This is a genomic window from Novosphingobium jiangmenense, assembly GCF_015694345.1.
Lineage (GTDB): Bacteria > Pseudomonadota > Alphaproteobacteria > Sphingomonadales > Sphingomonadaceae > Novosphingobium > Novosphingobium jiangmenense.
Genome location: NZ_JADQDC010000022.1, coordinates 18580 through 27234, shown reverse-complemented (window position 1 = coordinate 27234; position 8655 = coordinate 18580). Strand labels below are relative to the sequence as shown.

Sequence of the window (8655 nt, the reverse complement as noted above, 5' to 3'; positions counted from 1 at the left end):
TGGCCTTCGTTGCGGGCAAGCTTTCGGCGACGAGCCTCCAGTCGGTCGGCGACCTGACGCTGACGGTGACCGACACGGCGGCGCTCGGCACCGTGTCCTCGACCGCCGGCTCCGTGTCGATCGACCCTGCGCTGCTCACGTTCGACAGCATCACCGCCAACAAAGGTATCACGCTGTCGGGCGGCACGATCACCGGCGGCACTCTGGACGCAGGCACCAGCGTCAATGTCAGCGCGACCGGCGATCTGACGCTGGACCTCGCGGATGCCGGAACGACGCTCTCGCTCGGTGGCGCGAACGTACAGGCAGGCACCCTGCGGTCGAACGGCGCAACGTCGATCACCGCGACCGATCTCGCCAGCATCACCAGCGCGATCAACTCCGGTGGCGGCATTTCCATCACGGCCACCCGCTTCACCGCGCCGCTGCTCCAGGCCGTTACCGGCAACATCGCCCTGTCGATCAGCGGCAGGGCGGATCTGACCACCGTTGCGGCGTTTGGCGGCAATCTCACGATCGATGCGGACACCCTGCGTTTCGTCGCTGCCAGCGCACTCGGCGTAGTGCAACTGCGCGGGGCCGATCTCGCCGGAACCACCGTGGCATCGGGGACGAGCACGAACATCAATGCTGGAACTGTTGCGAACATTGGCAGCGTGACGGCTGGGACGAGCGCAACGCTCGGGGGGCTGGATGTCACCGTGGGCACTGTCAGTGCCGGTACCTTCACCGATTTCGATGGCAGGTCGATCAACGTTGGCGAAACGACAGCCGGAACCACCGCCTTCGTCGATGCGCGAAACTTCACCTTCGACAAACTGACCGCTGGCGAAAGCGTCGAAATTCTCACCTCCGCCAACACCAATGGTGGCAAGATCGATGCTGGCACGACGCTCAGGATCGCCGCGAGCGGTGACGTCACTCTCGATGATGCCAAGGCGGGCGGCGCGATCACGATCGGCGCGGCGAACATCAATGCGCTGACGATCACCGGCGATTCAGGCCTCTCGCTCACTGCCACCAACGCGATCGATCTCGGCACCGTCAAGGTGCTGGGCGCGTTCGACCTGTCCGGTGCATCGCTCGTGCTCGGTTCGAGCAGTTCGGGCCTCGACAGCACTTTCTCGCTCACCGGCAGTGCCACGATCGGCAGTGTCGCGGCAGGTCTCGCCAGCACAGGTCAGAACCTCGTCCAGATCGTGGTGCAGGCCCTCGGCAACTCCTTTACCGGTGGCACGCTGGTGCCAGTGTTCGATGTGGTGCAGGGACAGACGATCACGGTCTCTTCGTCCACCAATGACCTATGGAGCGCCGGTTTCCTGCCGCGCTTCTCGGATGGCGATGGCCTTATCGCGTTCCGAATTGCCACGGCGCAGGACGATTCCGGCGCGCAGCCCGGCACCCAGATCGGTGCGGCGTTTGGGAACCTCACCATCGGCAACTTCAGCGCCCCGTTCGGAGCGCTGGTTGGCCAGATCGGCAACCAGAACGTGCTTATCGGCGCCAATGGCACCGTGACGGCGCCTGCGACCGGTACCCTCTCGGTCGGCTACTGGGACTCCAACGCTGGCGACAACACCGGCTCCATCGCCTTCACCTTTGGCAACGGCACGGGCGGCGGCGGTGCCTCCAACCCTGCAAATGTCAGCATCACCACCGGTGGCAACCTGACAGTCGGTTCGGCCAATGCCAGCAGCGCGATCACACTGGACGCGGCAGGCGCCCTCAAGCTCGACAGCGCCGATGCCGGGACCACACTCGCCCTGACCGGCAACACGATCGATGCCGGTACGCTCAAGGCCGGGACCGACATCACGCTCGCGAGCAATGGCGCGAGCGTGATCGGCTCGGCAACCGCGGGCGGACGCTTCTCTGCAGACATCGGCGCGCTTGATTTCACGCTGATCGATGCGGCGAGTGCGGTCGACATCGCGTCGCTCGCCGGTGTCAGCGGCGGCGACATCCGTTCGGGCGCCAGCATCGTGGTCGATGCCTCGGGCAGCATCACTATACGCGACGCCGACGCCGCGACCGACCTCGCGCTGACTTCCGGTGCAGCCGGTGACATCACCGCGCGGACCCTTGCCGCCGGGGGCGCCATCGGCATCGAGGGCCGCGACGTGTCGCTCGGCAGCGCCACGGCCGCCGGTTCCTTCACGGTATCCGGTACCGGCGCGGTGGAACTGGGCACGGCAAGCGCGGGCAGTGCGCTCAGCGTGAACAGTCAGACCCTGACCTTCACCCGCATGTCCTCGGGCGGCACGCTCGTTGTCGGCACCAGTGGCGACGTCACCGGCGGCGATCTTGTCGCCACCGGAACGATGCGCATCAACACAGGCTCCGGACGGTTTGCCTATGGCACGCTGGACGGTGGGGACATCGCCATCGTTGCCGGTTCGGCATCGGGCGGCGCTATCCGTGTCCGGGCCGGAGATCTCAATCTCGGCGTGGCTGGGGATGCGACTGTCGGGGCGATCAACGCCAGCGGCAACGTCGCCATCGACGCCCAGCGCCTTGTCTTCAGCACGATTTCGGCCGGTGGCACTTTCGGCACCACCAACGGCTCGATGAGCGGCACTTCGATCTCGGCCGGTAATGACGTCTTCATCTCGAGCCAGGGCAATGTCGCGCTCTCCGGTCTGACTGGCAAATCGGCGCGGATCAATTCCGCCGGCATCGTCAACATCACGGGGCTTCAGCTCTCGGGCGCGATTTCCGTCTTTGCCGATGCCGTCGGGCTCGACGCCTTGGGCAATCTCGCCATCCGCACCATCATCGCCGATCGCGGCAATGTCGATGTCACGGCAGAGGGTTCGATCACTGGCAGCACGATCAACGCTCTGGGCGATATCGATCTTTTGGCCAGCAACGGCGATGTCATGATCAGCCACCTTTCGGCTGGCTATGCCGACGCCGTGGGAGATTCTGTCCGCCCGCAGGGCACCGTCACCTCCGGAGCCATCGGCCAGGGCAACATCGATATCGTCGCCGCTGGCGATATCGTCATCAACGACGTGGCCGATGCGGCCAAGGCCTTCACCATGAACGCCGGCAACACCATCCGCCTCAACGGGCTGGCGACCGGCGCGACGATGGACCTCACTTCCGCCGATCTCGAGATCGGCGCCAGCGGACGCCTCGGCGAAACCGCGCACACCGACGCGATCACCTTGCGCAATACCGGCCAGGGACCGCTGCGACTGGGCGACAACATCGCCTCGACGGTCAGCGGCTATGCCATCTCGCAAGCCGAATTCGCCCGCATCCGCTCGCGCGGCGATCTCACCATCCGGGCCAACCAGGCCCTGCTGGTGGGTGACCTCGCGGTCGTTGCCCAGGCTGGCACAACCCAAGGGCAGGTCGGCGAGACTGGCACGCTCTCGCTACGCTCCGGCGGTCTGGCCACGTTCCTCGGCGCCCTGTCGATGAGCAACGCCGCAGGCAATTCGCTCGCCGTCAACAGCCAGAACGGCGTGTTCCTTGATGCCGCAACCGGCTCGATCCGCTTGCTCGACGGCGAGGCGCGCGCCGGTACTCTGGCCATTTCCGGCAGCGGCATCGCCATGGTCACGCGCAGCGCGCTCGACGATATCTCGCAACTGACAGACACTGCTCTGATCACCGACCGCCTTGGTCTCAACGATGGCGTCACCGATGGCCGGACGCTGGTGGAGGCCGACACGATCCAATTGCGGTCCGATCGCGAGGTCTACATCCAGAATACCTCGCTCGGCACCCGGCTCGACGATCGTCGCGGTCTCGTCGCCAACAGCCTGAAGATAGGCAGCCGCGACGGCAGCCAGCTCGACATCGTGATAAACGGCATCGTCAACGGCCAGGTCGGCGTCGATGCGATCGAGCAGATCACGTTCGAGGAAGCCTTCACCGATCTCTCGTCGGTAAACGGCTGCGTCATCGTCAATGCCAATACCTGCAACAAGCTGCCGTTCGAGATCATCGAACTGCGCGATCTCGTCGAGGAAGTGCTGAAGACCGACCCCGAGGACAGCGCGCTGCAGGTGACCGACAGCTTCACCAAGACCACGCTGATCCAGTTGAACCAGATCGCGCCGGCCGGGTTCGAGCCGCTGATCGACGAACCGGTCACCGGCACCGGCAATGACGATCTGCTCGGAGAAGGCAAGCAGGACGGCGAGTGACTTGACCTGATGCGGGGGCGCGGGGCAATGGCTGATCCATGTCAGTCCACGGCCCCGCACCTTTCGCGCCTTCCGCTCCGCTCAAGCTGTTCAACAGCCTGACGCGTCAGCTGGAAGCGTTCCAGCCCGTCCACGCAGGCGAGGCGCGCGTCTATTCCTGCGGACCGACGGTCTATAACTACCCGCACATCGGCAACATGCGCGCCTATGTCTTCGCCGACATCCTTGGCCGCACGCTGTCGTTCAAGGGCCTGAAGCTCACCCACGTCATCAACATCACCGACGTCGGCCACCTCACCGACGATGCCGATGACGGCGAGGACAAGATGGAGAAAATGGCCAAGGCGCAGGCCCAATCCATCTGGGATATCGCCCAGCACTTTACCCAGGCCTACTGGGAGGACGTTAAGGCGCTCAACATCCGCCAGCCTGCACGCTGGACCATCGCCACCGAATATGTGCCGCAGATGATCGCCTTTGCCGAAAAGATCGCGGCAAAGCACTGCTACGAACTCGACAGCGGCCTCTACTTCGACGTCTCGACCGTGGCCGACTACGGTCGTCTCGCCCGCGCCCAGACCGAGGACGGCGAGGGCCGCATCGAAGCCGTCGAATGCAAGCGCAATGCCGCCGACTTCGCCATCTGGCGCAAGACGCCGCCGGGTGAAAAGCGCCAGATGGAATGGGATTCGCCATGGGGGAAGGGCGCTCCCGGCTGGCATCTCGAATGCTCGGTCATGTCCGGCGAAGTGCTCGGCTTCCCGTTCGACATCCACACTGGCGGCATCGACCACCGCGAGATTCACCACCCCAACGAGATTGCCCAGAACCAGGCGTTTTGCTGCACCAACGGCTTGGACCTGCCGGCAAACTCCGGCGCGCGGGTGTGGATGCACAACAACTTCCTCGTCGAACGCTCGGGCAAGATGAGCAAGTCGAGTGGCGAATTCCTGCGGCTGCAGCTGCTGATCGACAAGGGCTACTCGCCCTTGGCCTACCGCCTGATGTGCCTGCAGGCCCACTACCGCAGCGAACTGGAATTCTCGTGGGATGGCCTCGCTGCCGCGCTCACGCGGCTCAAGCGCATGTTGATTGCCGTCCAACAGCTCAAGGACCGCATTCCTCTCCGAACCGGGGAGGGGGATCATCCGCAGGATGGTGGAGGGGCACCCTCGTTGGCGGAACCTGTTCCCGGCCCCCGCTTCACGCCGTTCCTCGAACGCTTTGACGCTGCGGTATCCGACGATCTCAACACCCCGGTCGCCCTCACGGTGTTCGAGGAAGTCCTCGCGCTGAAAAAAGTCGACGCGTCGGAAAAGCTTGCGGCCCTCGCGGCGATGGACGCCGTCCTCGGCCTCGGCCTGCTGACACTTGATCGAAAGGCCCTCCGCCTCAAACCCAAGGGCGTCGAGATCGAGGAAACCGAAATCGAGTCTGCCCTCGAAGCCCGCAAGGAAGCGCGCGCCGCCAAGGACTTCGCCCGCTCCGACGCCCTGCGCGATGAACTCGTCGCCAAGGGCGTTGAGGTCATGGACGGCGACCCGCTCGGCTGGGAGTGGAAACTCGTCTGAACGGGTTTCAATCCGCAATTGATAGGGTAAGTCTCTCGCAACAGGTTCGGGAGAGCAGAAAATGACCGTCCTCGTGATGAACGCCATGGCCGCCCCGCTGATCGAGCAGCACTTGCCTGATTGGGTCGAGCCGCGCTTCTTCCGCAGTGCCGAGGAACTGTTCGAACTCGCCCCCTCCGCCGAAATCGGCTGGTTCGACCTCTACCAGCCGAGCGGCATGGACAAGGCGATCCGGCTGGCGACGAAGCTCAAGTGGCTCAATTCGGTCTATGCCGGCGTCGATTTCTTCCCGCTCGATGTCCTTCGCGAACGCGGCACTATCCTTACCAACGGCACCGGCATCAACGCGATCACCATCGCCGAATACGTCGTCATGGGGATGCTGACCGTGGCCAAGGGCTACCGCGAAGTCGTACGCTCGCAGGACCGACACGAGTGGCTGCTCGACAGCCCCGGCAAGGTCGAACTGGCCGGAAGCCGTGCGCTGATCCTCGGTTATGGCGCGATCGGCCAGAAGGTCGAGCGGATGTTGCAGGGTTTCGATGTCGAAGTGGTCAAGGTGCGCCGATCGGCGGGGGAGGGGACGCTCGGCCCTGATCAGTGGCGCGCACAGCTCGGCACCTTCGACTGGGTGATCCTTGCCGTGCCTGGCACGCCCGAGACCGAAGGCATGATCGGCGCGGCCGAGATCGCAGCGATGAAGCCCGGTTCGACGCTGGTAAACGTCGCGCGCGGCAGCGTCGTCGATCAGGACGCCCTGATTGCGGGCCTCAAGGCAGGGACGCCAGGCCATGCCGTCCTCGATGTCGTTACGCCCGAACCCCTGCCAGCCGACCATCCGCTGTGGGACGTGCCCAACGCTCACGTCACCAGCCACCTTTCGGGCCGCGCACAGACGAAGATGTTCGAGCGCTCTGTCACCCGCTTCCTCGAAAACCTTCGCCGTTTCCGCGCCGGCGAGCCGCTCCAGCCGCAGGTCGATCTTTCGCTGGGCTACTGACTCTCTAGGACGTGACTCCGCCGCCCGCCTTTGATAGCCATGCACACAAGGGCAGGTGCGGGGGCCATAACGACACGCACCGGTTTCAAGTCCCGTGAGGTCGCATCCGAGTTGGGGAGGGTAACGCAGCCTTGGCCGCGCGTTCCCGTTGATGGAGCGACCAAAAATGGCCGAAGGCAAGAAGGCGTCAGACCTGTTCATCGAGTGCCTTGAGGAAGAAGGCTGCGAATATATCTTCGGCGTTCCGGGCGAAGAAAACCTCGATTTCCTCGATTCGCTGTCCCGCTCGAAGAAGATCAAGCTGATCCTCACCCGTCACGAACAGGGCGCAGGCTTCATGGCCGCAACCTACGGCCGCCACACCGGCAAGACCGGCGTCTGCATCGCCACGCTGGGGCCGGGGGCGACCAACTTCGTCACCGCGGCTGCCTACGCGACGCTGGGCGGCATGCCGATGCTGATGATCACCGGCCAGAAGCCGATCAAGAAGTCCAAGCAGGGCCGCTTCCAGATCCTCGACGTCGTCTCGATGATGGGGCCGATCACCAAGTTCACGCATCAGATGGCAAGCTCTGATAACATCCCCAGCCGCGTGCGAGAGGCCTACCGCCTCGCCGAGGAAGAGAAGCCCGGGGCCACCCACATCGAACTTCCCGAGGACATTGCCGACGAGCATACCGACTCCGTCCCGCTCAAGCGCAGCCTTGTTCGCCGTCCCAATGCCGATGCCAAGTCGGTCGCGCAGGCCGTCCACGCGCTGCAGAATGCCAAGGCCCCGGTGCTGGTGATTGGCGCAGGCGCTAACCGCAAGATGACTGGCAAGATGCTCGCCGAACTGGTCGAGAAGACCGGCATACCCTTCCTGACCACCCAACTGGGCAAGGGCGTGATCGACGAGCGGCACCCGAAGTTCCTTGGTTGCGCTGCGCTTTCTGCCGGTGACTTTGTCCATCGTGCGGTGGAGGACGCTGACCTCATCGTCAACATCGGCCACGACGTGATCGAAAAGCCGCCGTTCTTCATGCGCGAAGGAGGCACGCCGGTCATTCACGTCTCCACCAAGACCGCCGAGGTCGACCCGGTCTATTTCCCCTCGATCGAGGTGATCGGCGATATCGCCAACGCGATCTGGCAGATCAAGGAGGCGATCACGCCAAACCCGGCGTGGAACTTCGACCACATGCTGGCCTACCGCGCTGCCGAAGTTGCGCACACGGCGCCGCTCGCCGCCGATACCCGCTTCCCGATCTTCCCGCCGCACCTCGTTCAGCAGATCCGCGATGCTTTGCCCGAGGACGCAATCATCTGCCTCGATAACGGCGTCTACAAGATCTGGTTCGCACGCGGCTATACCGCCTACCACCCCAACACCGTGCTGCTGGACAATGCGCTGGCCACGATGGGGGCCGGGCTGCCCTCGGCGATGATGAGCGCGATGCTATATCCCGATCGCAAAGTCATGGCGATCTGCGGCGATGGCGGCTTCATGATGAACAGCCAGGAGATGGAGACTGCGGTACGCCTCGGCCTCAACCTCACCGTGCTGATCCTCAACGACAGCTCCTATGGCATGATCCGCTGGAAGCAGGCCAACATGGGCTTCGAGGATTTCGGCCTGACCTACGGCAACCCCGATTTCGTGAAGTACGCCGAAAGCTACGGCGCCCACGGCCATCGCGTCACCAGTTCCGAACACCTCAAGGAACTGCTCGCCCACTGCCGCGATACGCCGGGCGTCCACCTGATCGATTGCCCGGTCGACTATTCGGAGAACGATCAGATCCTCAACAAGGACATCAAGGAACTGTCGAAGGCGCTCTAGGGTTCAGGCGATTCATCATGCCGTCACCCCGGGCTGGACCCGGGGTCCCGCTTTTTCACCTGCGGCGGTTCGATAAATAGCGGGATCCCGGGTTTGGCCCGG

The 8655-nt window shown here is 64.1% G+C and carries 4 protein-coding genes; all 4 read left to right on the top strand.

Annotation, left to right across the window (positions count from 1 at the left end):
- On the top strand, positions 1–4160 hold a 4160-nt coding region (locus tag I2488_RS19160), incomplete at its 5' end, for a beta strand repeat-containing protein (protein ID WP_196277396.1).
- A gap of 38 nt (positions 4161–4198) precedes the next feature.
- Positions 4199–5731, top strand: coding sequence for a cysteine--tRNA ligase (gene cysS, locus I2488_RS19155; RefSeq protein ID WP_196277395.1), 1533 nt, complete (start codon positions 4199–4201; stop codon positions 5729–5731).
- Positions 5732–5792: 61 nt separating this feature from the next.
- Complete coding sequence (locus tag I2488_RS19150; RefSeq protein ID WP_196277394.1) at positions 5793–6731, top strand: D-2-hydroxyacid dehydrogenase; 939 nt, start codon at positions 5793–5795, stop codon at positions 6729–6731.
- Between the two features lie 166 nt (positions 6732–6897).
- Positions 6898–8553, top strand: coding sequence for an acetolactate synthase large subunit (locus tag I2488_RS19145; protein ID WP_196277393.1), 1656 nt, complete (start codon positions 6898–6900; stop codon positions 8551–8553).
- Positions 8554–8655: the final 102 nt, after the last annotated feature.